24 protein-coding genes are annotated in these 26,419 nt (G+C 38.1%); 22 read left to right on the top strand and 2 right to left on the bottom strand.

Going from position 1 to position 26,419, the window contains the following annotated elements:
• Window positions 1–115: 115 nt before the first annotated feature.
• The 11 genes from gndA to E4S40_RS05355 all read left to right on the top strand — a co-directional run bounded on the left by gndA (window position 116) and on the right by E4S40_RS05355 (window position 11,621).
• Window positions 116–1,522 (top strand): NADP-dependent phosphogluconate dehydrogenase, encoded by a 1,407-nt coding sequence (gene gndA, locus E4S40_RS05305; RefSeq protein ID WP_135071925.1) that lies wholly within the window; start codon window positions 116–118, stop codon window positions 1,520–1,522.
• A 144-nt stretch (window positions 1,523–1,666) separates the two neighbouring features.
• The gene (gene xerA / locus E4S40_RS05310) at window positions 1,667–2,773 is read left to right on the top strand and encodes a site-specific tyrosine recombinase/integron integrase (RefSeq protein WP_135071927.1); all 1,107 of its coding nucleotides are present in this window, start codon (window positions 1,667–1,669) and stop codon (window positions 2,771–2,773) included.
• Between the two features lie 234 nt (window positions 2,774–3,007).
• Window positions 3,008–3,778, top strand: a complete 771-nt coding sequence (gene lnu(I), locus E4S40_RS05315) for a lincosamide nucleotidyltransferase Lnu(I) (RefSeq protein WP_135071929.1) — start codon at window positions 3,008–3,010, stop codon at window positions 3,776–3,778.
• Window positions 3,779–3,935: 157 nt separating this feature from the next.
• Window positions 3,936–4,586 (top strand): hypothetical protein, encoded by a 651-nt coding sequence (locus E4S40_RS05320; RefSeq protein ID WP_135071931.1) that lies wholly within the window; start codon window positions 3,936–3,938, stop codon window positions 4,584–4,586.
• A gap of 137 nt (window positions 4,587–4,723) precedes the next feature.
• Entirely contained in the window at window positions 4,724–5,809 is a 1,086-nt protein-coding gene (locus tag E4S40_RS05325) for a hypothetical protein (protein WP_135071933.1), read from the top strand.
• A gap of 148 nt (window positions 5,810–5,957) precedes the next feature.
• The gene (locus E4S40_RS05330) at window positions 5,958–6,287 is read left to right on the top strand and encodes a hypothetical protein (protein WP_135071935.1); all 330 of its coding nucleotides are present in this window, start codon (window positions 5,958–5,960) and stop codon (window positions 6,285–6,287) included.
• 38 nt (window positions 6,288–6,325) lie between these two features.
• The gene (locus tag E4S40_RS05335) at window positions 6,326–6,619 is read left to right on the top strand and encodes a hypothetical protein (RefSeq protein ID WP_161971776.1); all 294 of its coding nucleotides are present in this window, start codon (window positions 6,326–6,328) and stop codon (window positions 6,617–6,619) included.
• 251 nt (window positions 6,620–6,870) lie between these two features.
• Window positions 6,871–8,088 (top strand): agmatine deiminase family protein, encoded by a 1,218-nt coding sequence (locus E4S40_RS05340; RefSeq protein ID WP_135071939.1) that lies wholly within the window; start codon window positions 6,871–6,873, stop codon window positions 8,086–8,088.
• An 82-nt stretch (window positions 8,089–8,170) separates the two neighbouring features.
• Window positions 8,171–8,911: a DUF6090 family protein gene (locus tag E4S40_RS17155; RefSeq protein WP_135071941.1), complete on the top strand. Its 741-nt coding sequence runs from the start codon at window positions 8,171–8,173 to the stop codon at window positions 8,909–8,911.
• Between the two features lie 164 nt (window positions 8,912–9,075).
• A complete protein-coding gene (locus tag E4S40_RS17160) occupies window positions 9,076–9,816 on the top strand; it encodes a DUF6090 family protein (RefSeq protein ID WP_135071943.1) in 741 nt (246 codons plus the stop codon).
• Window positions 9,817–9,965: 149 nt separating this feature from the next.
• Entirely contained in the window at window positions 9,966–11,621 is a 1,656-nt protein-coding gene (locus E4S40_RS05355; protein ID WP_135071945.1) for an N-acyl-D-amino-acid deacylase family protein, read from the top strand.
• Window positions 11,622–11,685: 64 nt separating this feature from the next.
• Here the strand turns inward: E4S40_RS05355 and E4S40_RS05360 are convergent, their stop codons facing one another.
• The gene (locus tag E4S40_RS05360; protein WP_135071947.1) at window positions 11,686–12,012 is read right to left on the bottom strand and encodes a hypothetical protein; all 327 of its coding nucleotides are present in this window, start codon (window positions 12,010–12,012) and stop codon (window positions 11,686–11,688) included.
• A 112-nt stretch (window positions 12,013–12,124) separates the two neighbouring features.
• Here E4S40_RS05360 and E4S40_RS05365 point away from each other — a divergent pair, with 112 nt between their 5' ends.
• The 8 genes from E4S40_RS05365 to E4S40_RS05400 all read left to right on the top strand — a co-directional run bounded on the left by E4S40_RS05365 (window position 12,125) and on the right by E4S40_RS05400 (window position 21,039).
• Entirely contained in the window at window positions 12,125–12,676 is a 552-nt protein-coding gene (locus E4S40_RS05365) for a MarR family winged helix-turn-helix transcriptional regulator (RefSeq protein ID WP_135071949.1), read from the top strand.
• A gap of 191 nt (window positions 12,677–12,867) precedes the next feature.
• On the top strand, window positions 12,868–13,782 hold the full coding sequence (locus E4S40_RS05370) for an alpha/beta hydrolase family protein (protein WP_202615340.1): 915 nt from the start codon (window positions 12,868–12,870) through the stop codon (window positions 13,780–13,782).
• A complete protein-coding gene (locus E4S40_RS05375; protein WP_135071951.1) occupies window positions 13,775–14,797 on the top strand; it encodes a hypothetical protein in 1,023 nt (340 codons plus the stop codon). Before E4S40_RS05370 ends, E4S40_RS05375 begins: the two co-directional genes overlap by 8 nt.
• 171 nt (window positions 14,798–14,968) lie before the next feature.
• On the top strand, window positions 14,969–15,901 hold the full coding sequence (locus tag E4S40_RS05380; protein ID WP_135071953.1) for an NAD(P)-dependent alcohol dehydrogenase: 933 nt from the start codon (window positions 14,969–14,971) through the stop codon (window positions 15,899–15,901).
• 339 nt (window positions 15,902–16,240) lie between these two features.
• Entirely contained in the window at window positions 16,241–17,620 is a 1,380-nt protein-coding gene (locus E4S40_RS05385) for a S41 family peptidase (protein WP_135071955.1), read from the top strand.
• A 5-nt stretch (window positions 17,621–17,625) separates the two neighbouring features.
• The gene (locus E4S40_RS05390; RefSeq protein ID WP_135071957.1) at window positions 17,626–18,012 is read left to right on the top strand and encodes a hypothetical protein; all 387 of its coding nucleotides are present in this window, start codon (window positions 17,626–17,628) and stop codon (window positions 18,010–18,012) included.
• A 40-nt stretch (window positions 18,013–18,052) separates the two neighbouring features.
• The gene (locus E4S40_RS05395; RefSeq protein WP_135071959.1) at window positions 18,053–19,594 is read left to right on the top strand and encodes an amidohydrolase family protein; all 1,542 of its coding nucleotides are present in this window, start codon (window positions 18,053–18,055) and stop codon (window positions 19,592–19,594) included.
• 278 nt (window positions 19,595–19,872) lie between these two features.
• A complete protein-coding gene (locus E4S40_RS05400) occupies window positions 19,873–21,039 on the top strand; it encodes a hypothetical protein (RefSeq protein WP_135071961.1) in 1,167 nt (388 codons plus the stop codon).
• Between the two features lie 7 nt (window positions 21,040–21,046).
• Here the strand turns inward: E4S40_RS05400 and E4S40_RS05405 are convergent, their stop codons facing one another.
• The gene (locus E4S40_RS05405; protein ID WP_135071963.1) at window positions 21,047–21,940 is read right to left on the bottom strand and encodes a LysR family transcriptional regulator; all 894 of its coding nucleotides are present in this window, start codon (window positions 21,938–21,940) and stop codon (window positions 21,047–21,049) included.
• Window positions 21,941–22,021: 81 nt separating this feature from the next.
• Here E4S40_RS05405 and E4S40_RS05410 point away from each other — a divergent pair, with 81 nt between their 5' ends.
• The 3 genes from E4S40_RS05410 to E4S40_RS05420 all read left to right on the top strand — a co-directional run bounded on the left by E4S40_RS05410 (window position 22,022) and on the right by E4S40_RS05420 (window position 26,370).
• The gene (locus E4S40_RS05410; protein ID WP_135071965.1) at window positions 22,022–23,587 is read left to right on the top strand and encodes a proton-conducting transporter transmembrane domain-containing protein; all 1,566 of its coding nucleotides are present in this window, start codon (window positions 22,022–22,024) and stop codon (window positions 23,585–23,587) included.
• A gap of 12 nt (window positions 23,588–23,599) precedes the next feature.
• A complete protein-coding gene (locus E4S40_RS05415; RefSeq protein WP_135071967.1) occupies window positions 23,600–26,044 on the top strand; it encodes a YbcC family protein in 2,445 nt (814 codons plus the stop codon).
• A gap of 77 nt (window positions 26,045–26,121) precedes the next feature.
• Window positions 26,122–26,370: an FUSC family protein gene (locus E4S40_RS05420; RefSeq protein WP_135071969.1), complete on the top strand. Its 249-nt coding sequence runs from the start codon at window positions 26,122–26,124 to the stop codon at window positions 26,368–26,370.
• Window positions 26,371–26,419: the final 49 nt, after the last annotated feature.

Genomic DNA, 26,419 nt, shown 5'->3' on the forward strand with positions numbered 1-26,419 from the left:
GACATCAATCAATCGGTTAATTTTGGATCCGTGCACAAAAATAAGTGTATTTGTGAGAATCTGAGGCAGTAGGGAATAAGAGTGCCAAATATTTTAAAACAGAAAATTGACAATCATGCAAAACACGCAATATGATTTTGGTTTGATCGGATTAGGTGTCATGGGGCGGAATTTTATTCTGAATGTCGCAGACCATGGTTTTTCGGCATTTGGCTATGACCTGGACCGTGAAAAAGTGGATGCGCTAAAGGAGGAAGGAGGAGACCTGAATCGGGTCGATGCCACGCAGGATTTGGCCACTTTTGTGCAAGCCCTTGGCAGTCCCCGTAAGATCATGTTGCTGGTACCTGCCGGAAAAATCGTCGACCAAGTCATTGATCAATTACTCCCTCACCTGGATCAAGGAGATATCATCATCGATGGAGGAAATTCATTTTTCACGGATACGGACCGTCGGGATGCCTATTTGAGCGAAAAGGGCATTCATTTCTTCGGTTCGGGTGTATCAGGAGGAGCCAAAGGAGCTCGACGTGGACCGAGTATCATGCCCGGAGGAAACCGGGAAGCTTATGAGCATGTGCGTCCCATCTTCGAAGCCGTTGCGGCCAAGTTCCAAGGCGAGCCTTGCGTGGCTTATTTGGGCCCTAAGTCTGCCGGTAACTATGTGAAAATGGTTCACAATGGGATCGAATACGCCATGATGCAATTGACCTCGGAAGTTTATGACCTGCTTCATCGGGGAGCTGGACTTTCAAATGATGAACTGCATCAGGTGTTTGATTCCTGGAATAAGGGAAGGCTGCAGTCCTTCTTGGTAGAAATCACAGCTGAGATTTTCCTCAAAGAAGACGAATTGGGAAATGGTCGCTTGGTGGATATGATTTTGGACAAGGCCAAGCAAAAAGGCACAGGAAAATGGACTTCTCAAAATGCCATGGACCTAGGAATTCCAGTGCCAACCATTGATATGGCTGTCAGTATGCGAGAAATTTCCGCGTTGAAAGCAGATCGTGAAAAGGCAGATGCCCTTTATTCCCATCCGGAAATGCCTGCTTTGGATAAGGAAGAATTGATCAGCTTGAGCGAACAAGCCCTTTATTTCGCCTTTATCATTTCTTACACCCAGGGCTTGCACCAACTGGCGGCAGCATCCAAAGAATATGGCTATGAGTTGAATCTATCCCAGATTGCGAAAATCTGGCGTGCAGGCTGTATCATTCGGGCAGGTTTATTGACGGATATTGCCGAAGCCTTTGAAGCTAAGCCTGAATTGGAAAACCTCTTGCTGGCTCCGGGCTTTGTGGAGAAAGTTCAGGGAACCTTGGATGCAGTACGAAAGACCACTCAACTAGCTATCGCAGGAGGTATTGCTATGCCGGGCCTGCTCACGACTATCAGCTACTTTGATGCCTTTAGTAGCGGACGCCTTCCGCTTAATTTGATCCAAGCTCAGCGAGACCATTTCGGCTCACATACCTATGAGCGTATCGATCGAGAGGGAATATTTCATACCGAATGGTAAATTGAAAAATTCTGAAATCAGGAAAGCTTCGGGAGAAACCTCGGAGCTTTTTTGATTGGGTTAATTCAAAAATTATTTTTAGTTAAGATGAGTCGATTTTTGGAGATCTTTTCATAAATTGCTTTTAGTTCAATTTTTAATCAGTTGAAAACGATTTTTATTAAAAGTGGTGTTTGGAGAAAAAAGGGATTAGTCCTGCTAGAATTTGCATACGATGAGGAGCTGAAAGAACTGGTCAAAAGCCTACCGGGTGCTGTTTGGAACGGAAAAAGAAAAGCCTGGATTCTCCCTTATCAAGATACAATTCTGGAAAGCCTATTAACTATTTTCAAAGGAAAGGCTTGGTTGGACTACTCTGGTTTTCAAAAAATCCAACCCGAAAAGCTCCCCGCCGAACTTCCTGAATTAAATCAATCCCTGAATTACGAGATTCAAAAATTTGCTGAATGGATGCAAAACCGTCGTTATGCTGCCTCCACCATTAAAACCTACAGTCAGAGTCTTAGTCTTTTCTTCAGGTTTTTAAACAATAAAAACCCCGAGGAAATCACTACGGAGGATTTGGAGAATTTTCATCAAACATATATTCTTAAGAGAAAATACTCCGTTTCATTTCAGTCCCAGGTGATAAATGCGGTTAAGCTATATTATTCGAATAAATTGAAGCGAAAACTTGATCCTATAGAAATCGAGCGACCCAAAAAACCAAAACTATTGCCTCATGTACTCAGCAAAGAGGATGTGAAATCAATACTTCAAGCTCACAAGAACATCAAGCATCGAACCATGCTAAGCCTAATTTACGCCTGTGGGCTGAGAAGAGGAGAGTTACTAAATCTCAGACTCGGAGATGTAGATTCCAAAAGGGGCTTACTTCGGATCAATCAGGGCAAAGGAGCCAAAGATCGAGTAGTGCCTATCAGTGAAAAGGTTGTAGAAATGTTAAGAGATTATTACAAAATGGAGAAACCTCAAAATTATCTATTTGAAGGATCGAAAGCAGGAAAGCCCTATTCTGCAAAAAGCCTTGAAAATGTTTTGAATCAAGCTGTTCGGAAAGCCAAACTAAAGGATAAGCCAACTCTTCATTGGCTGCGGCATAGTTACGCAACACATCTATTGGAGTCTGGAACAGATCTAAGGTATATTCAAGAACTTTTGGGTCATGGAAGCAGTAAAACTACTGAGATATATACACATGTATCTACTAAATCCCTTCAAAAAATTAAATCTCCATTTGATGATTTATAAAAAAATAAACGCCACAATTCTTAGGGCTTCATGGCGCTTAGCCACCCAAAACAGAACGCTATCCGCCATTTTATGGCGTAAATAAGTAAGTTGGCGGTAATTTGAAGAAACAATTAACAACGAAAAACATTCAAGAAAATGAAGCTATAAGTAACTGTAAGATAGAATAAGAATTGAAATATCCTTTAATACGCAAAGTAGAAAGGGCGATTGTTAATATTAAAAAATTAGAAAATGACACAGTTACAAATGATTGACAAAACAAAGTCAATAGCTCAAAATGATAAAAATATTTCTGCCGTATTTATGTACGGGTCATTTACCAAAAATGAAGGGGACAAATATTCAGATATTGAATTCTACATCTTCTTGAAGGATAAAGAAAAATTTTCCGCTGAAAATTGGGTAAGCCAAATTCATCCTTTGGCATTATATTTTACCAACGAGTATGGAAGTGAAGTTGCCATTTTTGAAAATATGATAAGGGGGGAGTTTCATTTTTTGACAAACGACCAAATGGAAGTTATCAAATCGTGGGACGGTTTGGTAGAGTTTAGCGACTTTGACAAGATGATTTTAGTAGATAAAGAAGATTTATTGACTAACACGCTCAAAGAAATAAAAACTAAAGTACCTGATCGAACAACAAATGAAAATATCCTGTGGTTGAGCCAATCATTGTTGAATGTTTTACTTACAACAAGCAACTTAATTAAACGACAGGAATTTGCTCACGCATACCAAAGCTTATCAAATGTTCAAAAATATTTACTTTGGTTAATAAGAATTGAAACATACCAAACCAAACATTGGGAAAGTCCAACAAAAAGCTTGGAAAAAGACATAGATCCATATTGGTATTCGTTATTTCAGCAGACAACATCAGAATTAGATCCGACAGATATTAAAACAGCTTTCAAGAAGACATTAACATTGACTGAAAAACTTTTTGATAATCTTGGAGTTGAAGCAAAATTAAAGGGGGTATTAAGGAGAATTGAATAAAAAAACTACCGCCAACATTGTATAAGCGTAATGCGGGCGAAGTGGCTAAAATTTGGTATTTTGGCATCTATCAAAGTTCGTGCTAGCGGACAGTGTATTGCTCCGAAAACCCGCACTACGCTTATACTTGACCGTTAGCTGCAAGGCAAAAAAAACGATGAGATACAAACCGACACCAATAAATATCATTTGCGGACTATTAATAATAGCCTCAATTTATGGTGCAATTTTCCCAGGACCTATGGGATTCGGTTTTCTTGGACTTTTTTACCTTCTTCCAATTGCCATTTTTGGTCTTCTACTTGACTATCTTGGACAAAAGACAATTAAAGGTTACAAGAGACTATTCCTAATTGAAATTGGAATTGTTTGTGTCATTGCTTTTGGCTTTGTGTGGCAAGAACGAACTAAGACCTATATAATTCCAGACCAAAGGAACTTTGAATTTGTAGTTACAATCTATGATGTAAAAGACTCGGAAGAACTACCAGTCAGCTTTTTTACGTGGACTTATGAAAAAGAAATTCCAGAAAATGGAATTCTATTGACCTCGAACAGAATCAATTCGGACTTGCCCAAAACAGAGATGTTTACAAAAGCAGGATTAAGCCTTCAAGACAGAAATGACACGGTTGACTTGTGCTTTGGTCGAGCAAGTACCTCTAAAATTGAGATTGATGGAGAAAATTATAACTACCAGGCCTGGAAAATAGATAAAGGCGGAACAATCGGATATTCCTCAAGTGATATTGAAAAATTGGAGGAAGAACTAAAAAAGTATTTAAAAAGAAAAAAGCCCAGCAGCTAACATCGGCTATAGCAAATGCGGGATGACTTCTTAAAAATGAAGATATTACAACTAAACAACAATCGGTCTGGCGGACAAAGATTCGGTTTCAAAATCCCGCACTTGCAATAGCCGGGGCCGTTGCCAGTAATATCAAAATGACCGAAGATTTAAAACAATACGAAAAGTCCATTAAGAAAAAACACAGCTTTAGTTGGACACCTAAATTTGAAGAGGAAATAAGAACCGATTTAAATAAAACCGTAATAATTCCGATTGTAGTAAAAACTTTTGAAAAATTAGGTTGGGATTTAATTTATCAAGAAGAAACAATTGCAGAAGCTAAACGAAAAGGCGATTGGAATAGATGGACTGAAAAAATAGCGGTTTCTTTTGATTATGGTAAATTAACAATCAAAAGTGTTTCTCTAGGTAATGAAATGTGGGACAACGGAAGAAATTCAAAGAGGGTAAAACTATTTATTCACGCATTCAAAGAAATTGAAAAAGAATACGACAGAGAAGCATTAGCCGAGTTAGAACAAGAAGTTGAAAAGACAAATAATTGGGATGATTATGAAATACCTGAAAGTTTGCCACAACCAAAAACGAGAAAGAAACCTCAATTTTCGATTCCAATTGTTGGAGGAATAATTACTGCACTTTTATTAGGTTTTATTGTTGCTTTTCTCTCTGTAGAAGGAATTTATATAATAGGTCTTTTTGAGGTTGGTGTTGCAATTGCAATGGGTTTTATACTAAAACAGTTAATTAAAATAAGTAATTACACCTTTTACGACAATTTACACTATCTATTAATTGGAATGATTTTGATAACATATATTTCAAATCAATATTTTCAGTATCAAATAATATTAAATCAAAACAACTTTCAACCTTTTAGTTTTTGGGAATTTATGCAAGCTAGATTTGAAGTAGGATTAACAATCAAACAACTAAATACTGGTTGGATAGGACTATTAATAAGTTGGGTTTTACAATTAGTAATCACATATTTTGTTGGAATTTTAAGACTTTCTTCAAGCTTAATATCTTATTCACTTGAAAGAGTACCAATGGAAGTTGTGGATTTTGCTTACTACCATTTTGTTAAAGAAAAAACAGAAGACCAAGTAAGAGAAGAATTATCAAAAATGGGGTGGACTGAAAAACAAGACCAAGAAGAAGTTTTTGAAGCAATAGGTGCTATGCAAGGAGCAACAGAAATGAATCGAATGGAATAAATACTACTGGCAACAATGTATAAAAAAATAGGCGAAACAGTACTAAATTCAAGGCTTTTGGCTCGTATCAAACTTTGTGTTTAATTGAAAGTTCAGCACTTCGAAATCGCCTACTTTTCATATACTAACCGTTGGACTCAATTCTAAAATGGCAAAGCAGAATCCTTGGATAATCGGAATATTAGGTTTTGGAGTTTTTCTATACCTAGCATGGAATAATTTTCAAATACTATTTGCTCCATGGACAAAAACAGCAGAAGCCAAAGCAGTGATTACAGAAAATGCTCTTGGGTATGGGCCAATGGGGAGAGGATTTACTCAAATTATCACGATATCCTATCAGGTTGACGATTCAGTTTATGTTCAGAAGAAAAAACTTTCTCAGAGGATCGATAAAAAGGAAATTGGATCAAAGGTATTAATAGAATATGCCGTTAAAGATCCTGGCAATTTTGAAATCAAAGGTTTTTTGAAATAATGAACTAATATTTTTATCAAAAAACTTTATCTTCCAACATGGAATCAATTGACTTCATTTCTGAGATAGTGGTTTTCAAACCCTCCCAAGGTAGTAATGAATTTGAAATCATTTTGGATGGGGAGCACGATACGGTTTGGGTCACCGAACAGCAGCTTGTTGAGTTATTTGGTAAAGCTAGAAGAACGATTGGTGAGCACATCCGAAATATTTACAAAGAGGGAGAATTGGAAAAAGAGTCAACTTGGCGGAATTTCCGCCAAGTTCAAAAAGAAGGGCAAAGAATAGTAAAAGGGAAGTTTAAGCTTATAATTTGGATGAAAGATGAATAAGAAAAATAAGTGAAAATACATTGGTCGCCCTGGCATTGGCAGTAGCACAAAGTTTACCCGAGCAAAGGGATTTGATAATAAAACTGATAGTGAACCTAATAAAGAACTGAGTCCAACATCACCTTGAATCCAGCGGGCGGTTTCGAGTAAACAGAAAGTTTAGTATCTTTAAGAAGTTAGGAGCAGGCTGGAAGAGAACGGCTCCGAATGCCCGCCATCTCCAAGCTGAATCCCGTTAATTTTTAATAAATATGAAAATAATAGGTATTCTAATTTTATTATTCTTTTTCAGTTGTTCCCGATCAAATGAATCCAATAAAAATTTTATCTATCCACCAGAATGGGAGCCACACAAAGCCATTTGGACCGATTTTAATTTTGAACCCTACAATGCTGTACCGAATGAACAAGCAAGACTGAAACTTATCTCAATCCTTTCAAGGAATATAAAAACAAAAGTGGTTTATAATAATGATTCGTTGATGGAATTTGGCAAAGAAAAGCTCAAGGAATTATCGGCTAACATTGACAGTCTTGAATTTATCAAACTACCTTATCAATCCTCATGGATGCGTGACCCTTTAATGTTTATTTCGAATGGTGAACAAGTAAAAGTTTTGGATTTTGAATGGAGTTGTTATGGAGTTTATAATTGTGATGAAGACCAAAGAGGTTTACTTTCCAATACCCTTCAAGATTTAAAAGGATACGAAAAAGACTCTACAGGTCTGTATTTAGAAGGTGGAGCTATAGAGGTCAATAGCAATACTATTATTGCTTATAAAGCACTGGCTACACAAAGAAATCCAGATAGAAAAATTGAAGAAGTTGAAAGGATTCTGCTGGATAAATTGGGTAAAGAACAAATTATTTGGCTAGACGAATTTCCGCTTATTGATAAGCCTATGATTAAAATTGACCAATTTATTGGACAAGGTGCTAATGGGCATATTGATGTTACAACTCGGTTTTTAAATGACACAACAATTCTAGCAACGGTTATATCAGAAAATGATCGAGATAAAAACTCTTTATTATCTCATGATTATGAAGTATTCCAAAAGAATTTAGCTCAATTAAAGGCTGCTCGGCAGCCAAATGGAGAACCGTACAATATTGTTACTATTGAAGCGCCTGATTATTCACTTTATGAATATTCTACTATCATGACAGAGCCAGTTTACTATGGTTTATTAGACGAAGAGTCAAGAGAAAAAATTTCGTTAGGTGATTCCATCCGCTTCGTACCTGCTTTAGAGTATGCCAATTTCACGATTACAAATGGAGTAGTAATAGCATCAGAATATTGGAAAGAAGGAATGCCAGAATCAGAGAAAGATAAAGACGAAAAACTTCGTGCAATTCTAAAGAAATATTTCCCTAATCGAGATATAGTCACCTATGACGCTTTACCTATCAACTGGGGTGGAGGTGGCATACATTGCCGTACTCAGCAAGAACCGAAATAAACTAAACACAACATTGTATATAAGCCATTAAAACGACCGTTTATTAGAGTCGTTGTGCATCATAATCTGAAACTGCTGAGCAATGATAAAATTTTTTAGAAAAATTAGACAAAAACTACTTGCTGAAAATAGATTCAGTAAATATTTGGTGTATGCAATCGGAGAAATTGTTCTTGTTGTAATTGGAATTCTAATTGCTCTTCAAATAAACAATTGGAATGAGTACAAAAATAATGAAGCAGTTGTAAATATTTACTTCAATCAATTACTTCAGGATTTTAATCTTGATAAGATTTACATTGAAAAGATTACTCTACATCTGGATTCTAATATTAGAAAGTATAATGATTATAAAAAAATAATAGAACTCCCTGAATTACCTATTGATAGTAATATATATTATATAGGCAAATTAGATTGGCTTACTAGTAGTATTATATTTCAAAGTAATACTATAAAAACTTTAGAAAGTTCAGGTGATATAAAGTTATTGCCAGCAGATTTAAAAAAGAATCTAATTGCACTTAAAACTCTGCAAGATAGAACAATGAGTTCCATTAATTTCAATAATGAACTTTATGGAGAAAGGATTGGGTATGCAAATAGATTTTCTGGAGGTGGCGACTTTATTGCTAGCAACAGTAAAAATTCAAAAATTGTAGAGTACTATTCCAATGAAAAAAGAAAGATAGATTGGTTGTTTGCCCTTCAGAATTCTCAAGAAGTTAAAACGATTGGAGAAAAGGCAACCCTAGCTAACCTAACTAAGATTTCAGAAGACCTAGAAGAACTTACAAAACAAATAAAAGATAAAATTAAATAAATAACCAAAGCAAAATAATGGCTATATGTAATTGCTAGTTTTCGCCTAGTTCTGAAAATCCTCGAGGATTTTCAGTTTGGTGCGTACTTGCAAAGTTGAGTGCTAAACCACCCAACTACTCATAGCCGAGACCATTGTGCATCATAATCTGAAACCGCTAATCAATGATAAAATTCTTCAGAAAAATTAGACAAGATTTACTTTCAGAAGGAAAGACGAGAAAGTATTTGAAGTATGCTATTGGGGAAATTGTTCTTGTAGTAATTGGGATTTTAATCGCATTGCAGATTAATAACTGGAATGAAAACAGAAAAATCGACGCCAAAAGGCAAATTTATTATCGTCAGCTTCTAGTAGATTTAGAAACCGATAAGGATTATTGTAAAAATAGAATTCTGGATTTCGAAGCTATCTTGAAGAAATACGCAGATTATGAAAATGAATTCCAAAAAGGAGCATTAAATCTAAAGACAAGTTTAGAAAATATAAATGACCTTGAGATAGGCGGAATACATTTATTCTTTAAGACAAATACGATCAAGACACTTATTAGTACTGGAGAAATCAATTTATTTTCACAAAACATCAATAATAGCCTATCAAATTATTTAGATTTTCAAAATGAATTGATTAAAGGCAACAATTCAAACGCCAATACAATGCTTGACATGATTGCGCAAAGTTCCATGTTAGGATATTCTTATTTTCGCAAGAGAACTGGAAACCAACCAGAACTATCTAAAGAATTGAATATTCAAGATAATATTCCAAAAATTTTTATTCAACTCGAAGCTTATCATAGTTGGAAAGCGACTACATTAAAAACTTCAATAAGAAACCTGAATAACTTAATTATAAATGCTGATTCTACAATAACTATTATCAATAATGAACTAAACAAATAACGAAAGCACAACAATGGCTATAAGTAATTGCTTGTTCTCGCCTACTTCTGAAAATCCTCGCGGATTTTCAGTTTGGTGTGTTCTTGCAAAGCTAAGTGCTAACCCACCCAACTACTCATAGCCCAGACCGTTAGCTTCAATAAATAGATATGAAAAAACATTACCTCCTCCTTTTCATCTCAGCGATTTTATTTTCTTGTAATCAAGAACCACCAGCTGATTATTTGATACAAAATGGTACCATTATAGACGGTCTTGGGAATCCCGCAATCAAAGCAGACTTATTGATTCGTAACGGAAAAATGGAGCTCGTAACAAGAGGAAAGGACGTTAGTGCCACTGAGACAATAGACGCAACTGGCTTAATTATTTCACCGGGATTCATTGATGTCCATAATCACTCCGATGAAAGCATAAATGATCCTGCCAAAAGGTTGAATGAAGGATTTATTCGACAGGGTGTTACGACTATTGTTGGTGGACCTGATGGTCGCTGGGCACCAGCCACTTTGAAAGAACTAATCAGCGCATACGACTCACTGGGCATTGGAACCAATGTTGCATTTTACGTAGGTCACAATGGTATTCGTAGAACAGTAATGAAAGAAGATCAACAAAGGAAGCCTACCTCCGCTGAACTCAACCAAATGAAAGCCCTGGTTCGGGAGGGGATGGAAATGGGTGCAGTAGGACTTTCAACAGGTTTAATGTATACGCCTGGAACGTTTAGTGAAACGGAGGAAGTAATAGAACTTGCAAAAGAAGTTCAACCCTACAAAGGCATCTATGATTCACATGTTCGGAATCCGGTTCAAGCATTTGTTCAATCTCATGCAGAGGTAATCGAAATTGCGACCGCTGCTAATATAACTGGTAAGTTGGGTCATCTCAAAGCGGTGGGGCTGCATAATGAAGGTGCCATCACTGATGTAATTGAAATGGTTGAAAGATCAAGAGTTAATGGACTTAATATTGTATCCGATCAATACCCATATAATGGTGCCCAGACTGCAATTTTGGAAGAAATTATTGTAGTTCCCTCTACCTTGAAAGAGGATCAAATAATTGATAGTCTGTGGATGGCTGGACAAAAAGAAAAAGCACAAGATATAGTCAAAAATATCCTTGCCGACCCTGAAAAAAGAGCGCTGATCAAAGAAACAAGTGAAAATGGTGAGAATGGTGGATTCGCCTGGCTAAAAGCCACCGGATATTCAAGCATAAGAGTTACCAACAGTACGGATCATCCAGAATTAGTAGGCAAATACCTCTCTCAAATTGCCGATGAGAAAAACGTAGATGGATTTGATTTAGTTTGCGATTTGATCATCAGCAGTAAAGAACGTGTATCTGTTACTTTGGGAGGGATAAATGAAAATGATGTTCAAACGCTTCTGAAACAACCCTGGAATATGGTCGCAAGTGATGGTGCTTATGCCGAAAATTCGACTGAATCCGGAGGACACCCCAGAAGCACCGGTACATTTACTAGAGTTCTAGGTCATTACGTACGTGATTTGAAAGTTCTTCCTATAGAAGAGGCAATACGAAAGATGACGTCATTCCCTGCTGATGTAATCGGCTTCAAAAACAGGGGTAGAATACAAAATGGATTACCTGCGGATATTACAATATTCAATCCGGAGACAATTATTGATAATTCAACTTTCGAAAAACCAAATTTATATTCAAGTGGAGTGGTACATGTCTTTGTTAATGGCATTCCGGTTTTACTAAACGAAGAAATGACAGGGAATGCTCCGGGTTATTATTTGAATAGGAAAACTGAAGCTAACATAAAATAAACGGCATTAAAACGACCGTTTATTTGGGTAGTAGCAAAACCAAATAACGCTTTTTGAACAGAAACTATTTTTTAGGAAGAAGCCTTCCACTGACTGGCTCAAGGTCATACATAACAAATGTTTCGATAATGCTTTCCATATCTTCATTTTCTCCGTGATCCTCTTTCCCTTGCTCGGTTTCTAGAAAATTGTAAAGCGTTTCTTTTTTGTCATAAGTGGCCCATACAACTACGGAGTTTCTTTCTTTATCGACACTAACCTGATAGGCTAGGAGACCGTCAGATTTTTTGTCCATTTTCATAGTTGGAGCTTTAGCAATTCTCACCAAATCCTCCAATTTCCCTGGTTTAGCAGTCGATACTGACACAAAAGTGTACGTTGGATAATTCATATTCATCATAAATCAAGTTAAATACCATGTTTCCGATACAAATATAAAAATTTACTTCAAAAAAATAATATTTTATGTAATTTTATTCAATTTCGATGTAGGTTTAGATATAATGGACTACACACTACTCAAAGAACTGATACGGTATGTTGAGGAGTATCAAAAAAAATACTCTTCTGATAAAATTGAAGAGTTCACTATTTGGCTCAATAACGAATTGTTTAATGGTAAAAATCGAGTAGCAGAAGCCACACATGATGAATTGCTAATAGCCTTTAAATTGATGCATCTGAACAAGGAATTGAGAAAAAAGACTAAAAGCGTTTTGTCAGAATCGAAAATTTCCTCAATAGATGAATACAGCTTTCTATTGCATTTAAGCCATCAAGACAGTTTCAGAAAAATGGAATTGGTAGAACTTCACAACCTAGAAGCTCCCACTGGAATTGAAATCATTAAAAGACTTCTGAAAAATGGACTTATTGAGGAATTTCCAGATGAGGAAGATAAAAGAGCCAAAAGAATCAAGATTAGGAAAAAAGGGGTCGAAGAATTGAATGGACTCAAACCTAAAATGGATTCTGTCTTTTCTAAATTTTCTGAACCATTGAGCCTAAATGAAAAAATTCAGATTAGTGGAATTTTAAATAAACTGATTGATTGAAAATCAGGCTCATACAAACTGAAACCTACCTTAAGCATTTTCTATCGTACAGAACCACGTAAGTTTTTTTATTTTCTGCGCTTTCCAGAATAAGTTTTTAACTTGAAAGGATCCCGGATTTTTGGACCTATTCAATTTGCTTACGTAAATACTCCCAAGAGCCACAAAACAATTCAATAAAACCTCAGCCATTGGAAAAATCAGGCCGTCTGATAGTATTAGCAGTATTTATCATCCTCCTTGCTTGCAAAAAATCAGGCGAAAAAAGAGATACTCAATCAGCTAAAGTGGAAGCGCAATCCATAGACTCGATTAAGACAAAAGAGGTAAGATTTGAAAGTGAGGGTGTGAGTTTAGCTGGAACGATCTATGAACCCCAAAACTCATACGCAGCATTAGTGATCGTTCATGGATCAGACCAAGTTCCAAGAATGACTGAATTCGCACAACTCTTAGCCAAAAATGGTATTACCGTCCTAACCTACGATAAGCGAGGAGTTGGGGAATCAGAAGGAGTTTATGCGGGTCCAGAAGTTGGGACAAACAATATCAGCCCAGAAAATCTAAATCTACTGGCGAAAGATGCGAGTGAAGCGGTGAATACGTTGCAAAAGCAAATTAAAAATATCCCCATAGGACTTATTGGCTTTAGTCAGGCAGGTTGGATCATTCCCATTGCTGCAAACCAAAATCCCTCAATTGAATACATGGTCATATTTAGCGGACCTACTATTACAACCAAAGAGCAGCTTCGATTTCAGTTTTATACGGATGGAAATACGGATTTTTGGGAAAATCATACCGAAGCAGAGGCTCGTGAACATATCAAAAATGACCCCGACCGGTATGAATTTACCGATACAGACCCAAAGGTTTTTCTGGATAAACTTTCAATTCCCGGATTGTGGATCTTTGGAGAAAAAGACATTCAGGTTCCAGTAAAAATGGCTGTAAAGCATTTGAATGCATTGAAAGCAGCAGGAAAACCATTCGATTACTATTTATTTCCGACCTTAGGCCATAATACCGCATTTTCAGAATCAAATGAACCTGTTGATATGGCCATTCAATGGGTAAAAAGAGAAGCAAACCCCCAAAATGAATAGCACATTAAACCTCCCAAAAAGCCTAACAATCTTCGGCATTCCAGTATTGATTATCGCAATTCTTGTCCTTATCGCGAATTCATCCTTTTTCCCCTTAAATCCAGATAGCCTTTCGATTGGAATTACCTTTGACTTATTAATTATCGTCCCACTCGTTTATTTTCTATTGATTAGAAAAACAGCGATTCCCAAGACCACAATTATTCTTTTTCTAGTTTTAGGAATGGTGGATGCTTCAGTCATACTGCCTCCTCAAAATCAATATTATCTTGAGCTTTTTAAGACCTGGGTTTTCCCTTTGGTGGAACTTTTCGTGATTTCCTTTGTGATTTACAAGGTAAGTCAAGCAGTAAAGCGCTATAAATCAAATCAACGCTCGTCTGTAGACTTTTTTACAACGCTAAAGAATACCTGTTATGAAATACTACCAAAAGCTGCAGTTATCCCAGTAGTAACAGAAATAGCGGTTTTTTACTACGGGTTTATTGATTGGAAAAAAAGAAAATTGAATGAGAATGAATTTTCCTATCACAGAGAGAGTGCAACGGTAAGCATTCTGATCACAATCCTATTTTTGGTAGTAATAGAAACCTTTGTATTTCACTTACTTCTATCCCAATGGAGCACAATAGCGGCAAGCATTTTGACCTTTCTGAGTATTTACTCAGGCTTCCAACTTTTTGGATTTATGAAATCTATGTTTAAAAGGCCGATTTTAATCCAGGATGAAAAGTTGTACCTACGTTTTGGGATTATGAGTGAGACGACTATAGAATTATCCAAAATCAAAAGTTTGGAGATTTCTTCAAGAGATTTGGAGTTCAATAAAGAGACCAGAAGGCTTTCCATATTAGGAGATCTTGATAGTCATAATGTGATTATCCAATTAAAAGAGGAGAATACAATGACAGGGCTATATGGCTTTAAGCGTACCTATAAAAATTTGGCTTTGCATGTGGATGATAAAGTGAGGTTTGGAAATAAGATGAATGAGGCTATGCAACAAGTTGTCTAGGAAATAGCGGTTCGAGTTTATGCTTGAATCGCTTTTATTTTTTATCAGAAGATCTATCTGTTAAAGAACCCTACTCTTTTTTTCAACCTTGAATTAATAAAAAACCCTAGCCTTAAGTGTAGCTATTGACAGGGATTCTTTCGTATTCGATTTTATTTAAACTAGCAACTTATGAAAGCAGTCATCTGTACAAAATATGGTCCCCCTGAGGTTTTGAAAATCCAAGAGGTCCCCAAACCCGTTCCCAAAGATGATGAAGTCTTAGTCAGAATCATGGCAACGGCAGTAAATTCAGGCGATGTCCGGGTTAGAGGGCTTGCGATGGAAGGACTTATGAAACTTTTTATGCGATTTGCTTTAGGGTTTTCGAAGCCTCGAAAACCAATCTTGGGCACTGTTTATTCTGGCATAATAGATACAGTAGGAAAGGACGTTTCAAGGTTTAAGGTTGGAGACAAGGTCTTTGGGATGACGGGATTTAATTTTGGCACCTATGCCGAGTATATCTCAATCAAAGAGAAGGATAACATCTCATTGATGCCTAAAAATGCAAATTTCGAGCAGGCTGTTTCCATCATTTTTGGGGGACAAACCGCACTTTATTTTTTGGAAAAAGCTAAAATCCCCGAAAAGAAAAACCCTTCTGTTTTGATCATTGGTGGAACGGGATCAGTGGGTTTATCTGCGATACAAATTGCTCAATATCATGGAGCCGATGTGACGGCAGTTTGTAGTTCGAAAGGAAAAGAGTTAGTAGAGAGTTTAGGCGTTTCCAGTTACATTCTATACGATCAAGAGGATTTTACAAAAAAGAATTTTCAGTATGATTTCATTTTTGATGCCATAGGCAAAACCACCAAGAAGCAATGCAAGCCACTTTTGAAAAAGGGAGGAACTTATAAAACAGTCGGTGATTTCGAATATGCAGCAGAATCACTGGAGCAATTGGTATCCCTTAAAGAATTGTATGAAAAACGTAATTTGAAAGCTGTCATTGATAAAACATTCACCATGGAAGAAGTAGTGGAAGCTCACCATTATGTGGATTCAGGAAGAAAGAAGGGAAATGTTATTTTAGTCGTTTCGAAAGAAAAACATCTTTAGTCTAAAAAGAAGAGGCTCAAGTTTGAAGACCTAAAAATCTGAGCATCAATTCAACGGGTAGTCTTTTTCTAAAGAATAGCTGGTGGAAGTCTGTAAAATATTAGCCTTACGAAGAAATTCGACTTTAGAGAAAGCATCAGCTTGCCTAGGATATTAATGAATGTTTCCCCCCTAGAAAGGGTGGATTTGTATTTGCAATAAAAATTTGAGATGTAAGACATACAGAATTTACGCCCCTTTAAGTAAACATTCTTGGTAGGGGACTGATAATCATGTTGAAAGTCCTAAGTTTACCATCCTAAAACTTTACAAAAAGCCTTAGGAAAATCACCCAAACATATGAAAACTACAATTTTGATCATTTTTTCATTCTTATTCACGCTTGCTTCATTTGGACAAAAAAAGTTCGCGCAACAAGAGGTTTTGGAAGACTTACAGTATTTGCGCGAATCATTGGAAGAAGCCCATTATAATTTATATGCCTACATCACGGAAGAAGCATTCAACCGAAACTTTGAAGCTGTAAAATCTTCCATCACTCAGGATAGCCTCTCGACTCTTGAAGTCACCTCTTTGTTTCAAGCTGTTATTTCAAAGGCTAATAATGGCCATACAGAGATCCCTTTCCCGGGTTCAGCTTACATAGATTATGCTTATTCAGGCGGTACGGTTTTTCCTTTAGAACTGGCATTTGAAAATGGGAAGGCATTGATTCGAAAAAATTGGTCCGAAAATCCTGAATTGGAAATAGGGGCCGAAATCACAAGCATAAATAATCAACCTTTCCATGAGCTACTTCAAAAAATATATCCCTTTCTATCGGCTGAGCGGAGATATTTTAAGCTTGCGAAACTGGAGCTCTTTTCTTTTCCAAGGCTTTACTGGCAGGCCTTTGGTGAGCAGAAAACCTTCGAGATCGAAATCAAGAAAGATGGGAACCTAGAGACATATCAAATCCCTTCAATTCGTGTCATAGAAGACTATGAAATGAATAGAAATGAAATATTCTCCGGTGAACGAGAATTGCAATTTGTCCATCAATCAGCCTATTTGAAACCTGGAAATTTTGGTGGTGACGAACAAGAGTACAGGAGCTTTATCGACTCCTCATTTGTAGAAATCAAAAAGAAGAATGTCCCAAATCTTATCATAGATCTTCGAAATAACCTTGGCGGAGATGACTCTTTCAGTGACTACCTGGTTTCTTACATCGCCGACAAACCATTTCGATGGAACTCAGAATTTACCCTCAAAACAAGTGCAATTTTGAAAGCCCATGTCCGAGAGAATTATGACACTACGGATGTTTATTGGCAAAATGTTTTGACCCATGAGGATGGTAGCATTTATCCCTATGAGTTTCCCGAAAAAGATCCCCAACCCGCGGAAAAAAGATATTCCGGTGAAGTATATGTTTTGGTGAATAGGCAATCCCATTCCCAATCAGCGGTAACAGCAGCACAAATTCAGGATTACGGTTTTGCCACTATTGTAGGAGAAGAAACTGGAGACTTCCCAAGTCTATATGCCAGTCAATACAGCTATGCATTGCCTAATACAGGTATTGAGGTGAAAATTTCCAAAGGATACATTGTACGGGTAAATGGAAGCAAAAAAGCGGAAGGAGTAATTCCCGACATCTATATCAAAGATCATCTTTTGGATGAGGATGATGAAATTTTGGATGGCTTAATTAAGCATATTGAGCAAAAGCAGTAAATAGCTTGGAAAATATTGAAACCACAGCAGCAATCATCTTCTCGGTATTCACTGGAATAGTCATCATTTTTCAGGGATGTTTGGCTGCGGGAGCTCCTTGGGGAGCGGCATCTATGGGAGGAAAATATCCCGGGAAATATCCCTCAAGAATGAGGCTTATTGCGGTCATGAATATGGTGATATTAGGCTTTATGGCAGCAGTGGTATTATCCGAAGCCAAGGTGCTTTTTCCCGGGCTAAACTCAATTTCCCATATCGGAATATGGGTGATTGTGGTATTTTTTATTCTCGGAACAATCATGAATACCATTACTCCTAGTAAGATAGAGCGTATTTGGGCACCCGTGGCTTTTATTCAGCTAATTGCAAGCTTGATTGTTGCCATTAGTTGAATTTTATGTTTAATTAAAATTTCATTTTTAGAATTTAAACATGAAGAAAGTATTATCCTTTTTTAAATGGTTTTTGGGTATAGCCTTTGTCTTAATTATTCTCCTAGCAGGATTAGCATGGTGGTATATTAAATCCGAAGAAAAACAGCTATCCGGTGAAAATACTGCCCTTGTTGATACATCCCAGTTTACCACTCAATTCGGCAAAATAGCTATAACAAATATTGGTGTCCTTTCGGCTGACCAAGATTCTATACTCCCAAATCGTACCGTCCTTATAAACAATGAACTAATCGAATATGTAGGAGAAAGCAAAAGCATTCCAAATAGCTACAACATAATTGATGGTCAAGGAAAGTATTTGATTCCGGGTTTAATTGACACACATATCCATCCATACAGAAGTAAAAATGACCTTTTGCTTTTTCTCGCTAATGGTGTAACTCAAGTCGCGACCATGAGTTCCTGGAGAGGGCTTTACTTAGAGTGGCGAGATGAAGCAAAAAAGGGTGCCCTGATGCCCCAGATTTTTGTTGCTGCTGGGCCAATGAATAGTGCAAGCGATTTTAGAAGTAAAGTTTATGGGTTACTCGGACCAATCCCCATTTTCAATGATACCGCAATAACCAAGAAAACCATTGCTGAATTTAAGGATTCAGGTTATGATGCTCTAAAAGCCTATAGTTTGGATAGAGACAACTATTTCGCAGTTTCTCAAGCCTCTAAAAAGTACAATATTCCAATGGTTGGTCACCTGACACCAGCCGTAACACTTGAAGACTTATTCAACTCAAATCAATCTCAAATTGCACATGTGGAGGAAATTACAAAAGCAATGGAACGTGAATTTGGGGGTCGATCAAAAATCTATTACAATAATACGGAAGACTACATTTCCTTTTTGAAGCAACATGCTGATAGCCTTGCTAAAAGAATAAAGGATAAAAATATTACTATTTCTACCACCGTGAATGTTTATCCAAGGGCCAAGCAGCAGGACTTGGATTTACCAAGCTATCTTAAATCCATACAACTTGAATATGTAAATCCTGGTATTTTGGAGGGCTCCATATTCAATCCAGGCTGGCTACCTGGAAGCAATAGGTATGAGGATACCAAAAATACCGATCCAGAAGGCATTAAAAAAGCTGAGATTTACTGGAACACCTATATAGAAGCTGTAAATATTATGACCCTTGCATTTGCTCGAAATGGAGTAACTCTTACCGTCGGGACTGATGCAGGAAACCCAGGTATCGTCCCTGGATTTTCACTTCATGATGAATTGGAGCACCTAGCTGATATAGGAATTAATCCAAAATATATACTAGATGCAGCCACAAAGAACTCCGCAGATTGGATGGGAAGCAATACTGGAATAATTCAAAAAGGAAAGGTTGCGAACCTTGTGATATTAAATGCGAATCCGTTGGAAAATATCAGCAATACTCGGAATATTTTCGGTGTAATGGTTAGAGGTAAGTATTTAGACAAAACCCAATTAGATGAAATTTTAAAATCTGTATCTGAGGCCAATAACCAAAGCAGAAAAATTGGTATAGAGGAGTATTTATCAAGATAAAGAATTCAAAAAACTGGATATAGCATTGGTTTTAAAAAATATTCAATGAGCGGGAGGAGAATTGATGACAACTACTCTAAAGGACCCTTTTGTGAATGTAATAGGCTGATTTACAACCCATATTTCGAATTGAAGGGCTAAAAAAGTCTTCCAGCCAATCCATCACTGATGTCGCATTTGGGCTAATACTCTACACTGAAAAATTAACCGCAAAAAAAGAATTAACTTGAATAGATGAAGCATTAAACAGTGAGGGTAAAATTATTAAAGACAGTGCCATGGAAAATCGAATTTCAAAAAGCAGCTATAGATTGTTCAAAAATAGGGGTCTTGTCTTCTTCTTATTGTTTATCCTATTTTTTGCCAGCCATGTTTCCCTTGCTCAGAAAAAGAAGAAAGCTTCCGTAGGTCCGGCTGGTGGAACTATTGAACTCTCTCCTCTTGAGTTGAGAGAAACAATGAATGACTTCTTTTACAAGTTCTCTCGGACAATCACAGAATCGGCAGACAATATCATTAGACTTTCCTCGAATCCTAGTATTGATCAAGAAGCTTTGATTTGGAAAATAAATGCCATTCCTATTGCTAACGAGGCGATATACAGTAGAGATCCCTTCCTCGGATACATAGATTTAGCTGTTTTTACCTATCAGATGAAACTGTATTTTGAAAATGGGGCAGGAAAGGAATTATTTGGAGACCATCAAAATATTGCCATCAATGCTGTTGATTCGCTTTGGGAAGACTTGCTGGATATAGGTCGGAATCTGGTGCCCGATAATGATATATCCGAAGGAACGCAGCTTGTAATTGATTTTGCCAAGCAAAATCCTCTCAGGAGCTCCTATTTTGTCCGGCAATCCACCATCCCTTTGATGACAAAAATCCAAAATGTCGAAAAAGTAACTTTCAAAGGTTTGGCGGTAGATATGGCGCAAAGCATTGATGATTTGCGCTCCCAAATCAGTTCGTATATGGAGGTCTTGCCAAAACAGGTGCGCTGGGAATCCGAATATTTAATCAATCAAGCATTAAACAGCCCTGAACTAAGCAGCCGACTGGATTCGCTTGCCGACTTATTGGAAAGGACAGTTTTGGTAATCGAATCAAGTAATGAACTGATCGATAATCAACGCGAAGCAGCATTTGAAGATATCCGGGGAGAGCGAATAGCGGTAATACAAGCCCTTCGCCGAGAACGGGAAATTATCCTGGCTGAGATCAAAAATGAAAGAGAAATTATTTTAGCTGAACTATTCGAACAACTCACTATTCAGCGGGAAGCAACAATTCAAGATTTAACTGCATTGACCAATCAAAGTATTGAAATGACGTTCGTCCGTATGGAGGATATCGTAGATAAACTTTATTGGCGAACTGTGACTTTGATTGCAGTTTTGGTTGTGTTGATATTCCTCGGAATGATTGTTTACAAAAAAATCTAAAGGGTTTTCACTCAAAATCTAAATACCACTTAAAATACTTTTTTTGAATTTTTGCTTTCTCCTTGCGGACATGCTCGAGGTAGGCATTGGCTACTGGAGATAATTTTTTGTCTTTTAGCCAGATCAATCGCCAATCTGTTTTCAAAGGAAGCCCACGCTTGCGGATAATCTTCAAGGAACCTTCAATCAATTCACTTTTTATCCCAATCAGCGGCAAAATGGAGTGTCCAATTCCAGCCAGCACAGCTTGTTTGACAGCTTCATTGGAGGTCAATTCGATCTGCTTCCTTTTGCTTCCCTTCTTATCAAAATACTGCTCCATCACCTGACGGGTAGCAGATCCTTCCTCACGATAAATCAAGGTCTTATTCTTTGAGTAATTGTCCGTGTTTCCTACCAAATACAACTTGTTTTCCATCAGCAAAACCTCCTCCACTTCCACTTCCTCCGGTAGGACCGAAACCACCGCAAAATCAATTTCATTGTTCTTAAGGCTTTCGACTACCTTGGACTTATTCGTCACATCCAAAACTAAGTCAATGCCTTTGTGGGCATTCAAAAAATCTGTCAGGAAAAAAGGGATTACATACTTCCCAGTGGAAGCTACCGATATGCGAAGCCGACCGGTGAAAATCCCCTCGTACTCCTTGGTCTTGTATTTCAACGCCTCCAATTCATCAAAGATCCGACGGGCAATTTCAGCCACCTCATAGCCAAATTCCGTCACATAAAGTTGGCGACCTACCACCTCGGTAAGGGGAAATTTAAATTGACTTTGAAAGTTTTTTAGCTGAATAGACACGGCAGGTTGGGTCATAAAGAGTTCCTCAGAAGCCTTGGTAATACTCTCTGTTTCAATGACTTTCAAGAATACCCGCAATTGGTTGATCGTGTAATTCATATATTTTGTTTATGCTTTACATTATAAATATAAATAAAAATATATGACCCCGGCCCGATAAATTTGCACAAAACTCTCAGTATGAATTCATTGATCTTGAGTAGTCTCTTTATCATCCCCGCCCTTCTATTTTCCCTTTCCAATTTCCGATCCATTTCCCTTCGCAAGAGTTACGACCTTATACAATTCGGTTTGTATACGGCAATAATTCTCGGTCTAGGAGCTATGGTCTGGACCCATTTCAACGAACCTATCCATGCGAGCCTGATCCAATACGCAGACTTTGGGTTGACGATTCGCTTGGATGCGCTCAGTTCCCTGATGTATACCATGATCGGCATCATAGGATTGGTGGTGGTCCGTTACAGCAGGAATTACCTGGATGGTGAAAAACGCCACAAGCAATTTATCGCTCGACTTGCTACAACCATTGCCTTTGTACAGCTATTGGTGATTTCTGGAAACCTAGCCATTTTCTTCATTTCCTGGGTTGGCACTAGCATGGGCCTACATCAACTTTTACTTTTCTATCCAGAGCGGAAAAAAGCACGCTTGGCAGCACACAAAAAGTTCATAATTGCCCGAATGGGAGATTTGACTCTTTTATCAGCTTTTATCCTTATCTACCTGCAATTGGGAACGGCTGATTTGTCACAGATTTTCGAACAGGTTCAAAATCTTTCCCGAGAAACCTTGCCATTCCAATTGGAATTGGCCGGTATACTTCTGGTGGCAAGTGCTTGTCTCAAATCAGTTCAAATCCCTTTCCATGGCTGGCTTTTGGATGTGATGGAAACGCCCACGCCGGTATCAGCTTTATTGCATGCTGGCCTACTCAATGCAGGTCCATTTTTGATCTTACGGTTCGCTTATCTGATTGACCTGACTTCTACGGCTACCATCATTTTGATCATTATCGGAGGGCTAAGTGCACTGTTCGGTGCAATCATCGCAATTTCACAACCATCGATAAAAACTTCCCTAGCCTATTCAAGTATTGGCCACATGGGATTTACCTTGCTGGTTTGCGGTCTGGGAGTATACGCTGCCTCCCTTTTACACTTGGTAGCTCATTCCTTTTACAAGGCCCATTCTTTCCTTTCTTCAGGAAGCCTGATCGAAAAAGTGCAAACTAGCGGAGCAGACCATTACAAGCGATCATATCGGATAGGAAGAATAATCTTAGCCTTGATTACTTCAGTTGTGCTCTACTTGGGAGTTACTTCATTCTGGCAAAACAGCATGGAGATGGAGTTTCAACTTTCGGTTATCTCTGGAATTATTTTCCTGGGCATCCTATCCCTCCACATAAATACCTTAGACTCTACCAACGGAGGCCGCTCCATAATTTATCTAATTGTTGGTTCATTGCTCGTAGTCAACTGCTTCTACCTATTTGAGCATGCATTTGCCTTTTTGCTTAAGAATCAAATACCAAGTATCCGAACGCTCAGCGAAACTGATAAAGGGATCGTCCTAGGATTAATGATCTTATTCACCCTGACCGTATTAAGCCAGTCCATGTTCTCGCAGTTTGCAAATTCCCTCTTCTTCCGGCGGATGGAAATTCATTTCAGAAATGGATTGTATCTCAATCATATCCTGAATCGCTTCATGAATTCTTTGACCCTTAAACCTATCAAGTAAAACTCGAACCCCATGCATACCTCGGTCAACCAAAAAGTTCTGGAAAAAGTAAGCAAGCGAATTGCTCCTTCCTGGCCTCTCAAAAACTTCGTGGCGGTAAATCCCTACGCAGGTTTCACAGACACCCCCTACGCAGACACTGCCAGAATCCTAGGTTCCAGAGCAGGAATTGGTATGACCATGCCCCTAGCGTTTTACTTAGGACAGGTGAAAGATGGGGTGATTCAAAGAAAGGACATTCAAAAAGCTTTGGAAACAGCTAGAATGGGGAATACTTCGGTAGATACCATTCTCGGAAAAGCACAAAAGATACAAAAAGGACAACCGCAAAGTGGTTCAGATTACAATCTCCTGGATGTGGCTTCAAGGATAGAACTGAAGGACTGGAATGAGCTTTTGATAGACCGGGTTTCTTTTTGGGCAGCAGCACATTTTGACCGAGATGTAAGCGTATGGAAAACCAAAAGCTCCGGGAAAAATCTCTATCAAGCCTGGAAACTAGAGGCACAAATCGATCGAACTACTGAAATCATGGGACTACCGGGATTTCGCTCCGCCATCAAGCAACTCCCGAACAATCCTCTGGAATTTATAGATGCCTTCCTTTCTCAACTTGGATTAGATGAAGAGGAAACGGAGGCTTATTTACATGCATTGCTGTTAAAAGTGCTGGGTTGGTCTTCATATATCTCGGGACTCGATTTTCACAATAGCCTGTATGACGGAAATAAATCGAACCTTACAGAATTCCTCGCAGTCTTGTTGACTTGGGAAAATTACTTCCTCAACCATTCCCCGCAAAAACAGGAAATAAAAGCTATTTGGTATCAAAAATGGAATACGGGAGAACCTCTTTCTTCCCAAAACGAATCACTCAAACTTGCGCTTCTTTTTCAGGATGCACTTGATTTTGCCTCTCAAAGAGAATTGAAATCGGTATTCCAAAAGCAAAAGCCTTTGGACTCAAAGGCTGAAGCAAAAGCTCAAATGGTATTTTGCATAGATGTACGTTCGGAAGTTTACCGTCGAAATTTAGAACGGGTAAATCCACAAATTGAGACGGTGGGCTTTGCCGGATTTTTTGGATTTCCTGTCAACTACGTGCCTTTGGGACATGAGGATGGAAAAAACCAATGTCCGGTTCTAATTCCATCTTCTGCTTTGGTTAAAGAAGCTTGCACGGATCAAAAGCATGCGGCTAAAAAAAGGATTTCAGATCATCAGATTGGCAAAACCTGGAAAAAATTCAAATCCGGAGCCATCACTTCCTTTGGATTTGTAAGCCCGATTGGCTTATCCTTTTTACCAAAGATTTTGCTCAACTCTTTTCACATCACACGGCCCAATAAAGACCCGAAACAGGATGGAATCGGAAAATGGCAAAAGAAGGGAAAGATGCTTGATTTGTCTGCTATCAGTCTGGCCGATAAAGTGGCAATGGCAGCATCATCTTTGACTGGAATGGGTATCAAGGATAATTTGGCACCTTTTGTTTTGATAACTGGGCACGGCTCTTCTTCAGTCAACAATCCACATGCTTCGGGATTGGATTGTGGAGCTTGTGGTGGACATTCCGGGGAAGTCAATGCCTTGACCGCTCAGTATGTATTTAATGATCCGGAGGTTCGAAATAAACTCAAAGAACAAGGCATCAACATCCCCGAAGAGACCATTTTCTTGGCTTGTCTCCACGACACCACTACAGACGAGATTAGCTTTGTCAACGACAGCTGGGTTCCGGAATCACGTCAGAAAGAACTGGCAGACTTGAAGCAATCCCTTCAGCTAGCAAGCAAGCATACACGACTCGAACGGACGCTTCGCTTGAATATAGAAGGAAAATCAGATGAAGAAATCGAGAACCGTGTAAAAGCTCGGGCCGAAGACTGGGCTCAGATTAGACCTGAATGGGGCTTGGCCGGATGCAACTCCTTTATTGTGGCTCCGCGTGATCGATCCAAAGGCCTAAAATTGGATGGAAAGTCATTCCTCCACAATTACAATTGGAAGGAAGATCCAGAATTCAAGGTTTTGGAAATCATTATGACCGCTCCTATGGTGGTTACGAGCTGGATTAACCTTCAGTATTATGCAAGTACTACCGACAACCAACGGTTAGGTGCCGGAAACAAAACTCTCCATAACATTACCTCAGGCTTGGGAGTCTTGGAAGGATCAAGCGGGGACCTTCGGATTGGACTTCCACTACAGTCGGTACATAATGGGGAAAAATTCGAACACCTGCCTATCCGACTCAATGTCGTAATAGAAGCTCCAATTGAGGCCATCAATAGCATTTTAGAAAAGCACGATCACCTCAGACAACTATTCGATAATGAATGGATCTATCTTCACTGCATGGATGAGCAAGGAAAAATAAGTCATACCTATCACAAAAACTTGCAGTGGAAAGCTGAAGAGAAAGTGGCAGCTCAGGTAGTAGAATCTGTTTTATAATCAGGGTTTTTGGATATAGAGACCGGTTTTGAAAGAAATTCTTAAATTGCTTTAGTTGAAATCTAAAACCTGACAACATGAACCAAAGCGAACTATCTCAATTAAGCGATGAGGAACTGCTGGAAGTAGCTAAAAACAACAAGCCCTCACCCATTTTCGATGCATTTTTTATTGGTTTTCTTATCGGGATAATAATTTTCAGTGTGGCATCCAATACATGGGGTCTTGTCACCATCATTCCTTTGTTTCTGATTTATATATTTCTGAAGAAACCGAAGAAATATGAGGCTCTAAAGCATGAGCTGAAAAAGCGGAATTTAGGATAGAGCTGTTCTTGAGATTAGAAGTAAGTATCCTGTGAACTTTTGTTTCCTT

Source organism: Algoriphagus kandeliae, assembly GCF_004571135.1.
Lineage (GTDB): Bacteria > Bacteroidota > Bacteroidia > Cytophagales > Cyclobacteriaceae > Algoriphagus > Algoriphagus kandeliae.

What these genes read in the sequence shown, in the direction of transcription:
- gndA (WP_135071925.1), top strand. Translation starts at nt 116, where the DNA reads ATGCAAAACACGCAATATGATTTTGGTTTGATCGGATTAGGTGTCATG.
- E4S40_RS05320 (WP_135071931.1), top strand. Translation starts at nt 3,936, where the DNA reads ATGAGATACAAACCGACACCAATAAATATCATTTGCGGACTATTAATA.
- E4S40_RS05325 (WP_135071933.1), top strand. Translation starts at nt 4,724, where the DNA reads ATGACCGAAGATTTAAAACAATACGAAAAGTCCATTAAGAAAAAACAC.
- E4S40_RS05330 (WP_135071935.1), top strand. Translation starts at nt 5,958, where the DNA reads ATGGCAAAGCAGAATCCTTGGATAATCGGAATATTAGGTTTTGGAGTT.
- E4S40_RS05335 (WP_161971776.1), top strand. Translation starts at nt 6,326, where the DNA reads ATGGAATCAATTGACTTCATTTCTGAGATAGTGGTTTTCAAACCCTCC.
- E4S40_RS05340 (WP_135071939.1), top strand. Translation starts at nt 6,871, where the DNA reads ATGAAAATAATAGGTATTCTAATTTTATTATTCTTTTTCAGTTGTTCC.
- E4S40_RS17155 (WP_135071941.1), top strand. Translation starts at nt 8,171, where the DNA reads ATGATAAAATTTTTTAGAAAAATTAGACAAAAACTACTTGCTGAAAAT.
- E4S40_RS17160 (WP_135071943.1), top strand. Translation starts at nt 9,076, where the DNA reads ATGATAAAATTCTTCAGAAAAATTAGACAAGATTTACTTTCAGAAGGA.
- E4S40_RS05355 (WP_135071945.1), top strand. Translation starts at nt 9,966, where the DNA reads ATGAAAAAACATTACCTCCTCCTTTTCATCTCAGCGATTTTATTTTCT.
- E4S40_RS05360 (WP_135071947.1), bottom strand. Translation starts at nt 12,012, where the DNA reads ATGAATTATCCAACGTACACTTTTGTGTCAGTATCGACTGCTAAACCA.
- E4S40_RS05365 (WP_135071949.1), top strand. Translation starts at nt 12,125, where the DNA reads ATGGACTACACACTACTCAAAGAACTGATACGGTATGTTGAGGAGTAT.
- E4S40_RS05375 (WP_135071951.1), top strand. Translation starts at nt 13,775, where the DNA reads ATGAATAGCACATTAAACCTCCCAAAAAGCCTAACAATCTTCGGCATT.
- E4S40_RS05380 (WP_135071953.1), top strand. Translation starts at nt 14,969, where the DNA reads ATGAAAGCAGTCATCTGTACAAAATATGGTCCCCCTGAGGTTTTGAAA.
- E4S40_RS05385 (WP_135071955.1), top strand. Translation starts at nt 16,241, where the DNA reads ATGAAAACTACAATTTTGATCATTTTTTCATTCTTATTCACGCTTGCT.
- E4S40_RS05395 (WP_135071959.1), top strand. Translation starts at nt 18,053, where the DNA reads ATGAAGAAAGTATTATCCTTTTTTAAATGGTTTTTGGGTATAGCCTTT.
- E4S40_RS05400 (WP_135071961.1), top strand. Translation starts at nt 19,873, where the DNA reads ATGGAAAATCGAATTTCAAAAAGCAGCTATAGATTGTTCAAAAATAGG.
- E4S40_RS05405 (WP_135071963.1), bottom strand. Translation starts at nt 21,940, where the DNA reads ATGAATTACACGATCAACCAATTGCGGGTATTCTTGAAAGTCATTGAA.
- E4S40_RS05410 (WP_135071965.1), top strand. Translation starts at nt 22,022, where the DNA reads ATGAATTCATTGATCTTGAGTAGTCTCTTTATCATCCCCGCCCTTCTA.
- E4S40_RS05415 (WP_135071967.1), top strand. Translation starts at nt 23,600, where the DNA reads ATGCATACCTCGGTCAACCAAAAAGTTCTGGAAAAAGTAAGCAAGCGA.
- E4S40_RS05420 (WP_135071969.1), top strand. Translation starts at nt 26,122, where the DNA reads ATGAACCAAAGCGAACTATCTCAATTAAGCGATGAGGAACTGCTGGAA.